This window comes from Vibrio sp. D173a, from assembly GCF_030248475.1.
Window position 1 is genome coordinate 1 of record NZ_JAHGAH010000630.1, and the last position, 744, is coordinate 744.

1 protein-coding gene is annotated in these 744 nt (G+C 50.0%); it reads right to left on the bottom strand.

Translation table 11 applies throughout. The annotated features are described in order from the left end of the window. On the bottom strand, positions 1-744 hold a 744-nt coding region (locus KIV40_RS28055), incomplete at both ends, for a protein-disulfide reductase DsbD domain-containing protein (RefSeq protein WP_285352477.1).

Genomic DNA, 744 nt, shown 5'->3' on the forward strand with positions numbered 1-744 from the left:
GCTTGGAACTGCATACCCGCGGATGCGACCACAAGACCAAGCAGGGTGTAGGTGAGCGCCATACCTTGCACATAGGTAAACGACAGCATCAGCGCTCGGCCTTGGCTTAGTTTACCACCGCCCAACACAATGCCTGTTAGAATCGGGTACATAGGCAGGACACATGGCGTGAAGGCGAGGCCAACACCTAAGGCCAGGAATAGAAGCGGTGTCCACCAACTGTCACCTAACTGTTCAGCAAGCCCTGCTTCTTTTGAGGCTGGAGTTGTGCTGCGCTCTTCTACGCTATGTTCAGATAGCGTCGGTTCTGATGTCACAGGCTCTGATGTCGCGGAGTTTGAAGAGATACCTTGCTCTGTCGCCCCTTCAGCTGCATTTGCTGACGGCGTAAATGGCTCGATATCTAAGACGCGAATTTCAGGTGGGTAACAAAAACCGGCTTTGGCACAGCCTTGATACTTAACAACCAGCTGAGAACCGTCTTGGTAGCTCTGTAGTGGGACCTGCACAAACAACGGCTGAGTATAAATGCTTACCTCGCCAAAAAACTCATCTTGGTAAGGTTGCCCGTTTTCCATCTCTACAGGGCCGATAGTGAGATTTTGACCTGTAAAATCAAGACTGTGTTGATAGAGGTAGTAGCCCTCTTTTACTTGCCAGTCGATAAGCACTTTACCGTCTTGCTGGTAGTAATTAAAAGGGAATGCCTGATCAACAGGAACAAAGCTATTGGCTGAGTCGAGC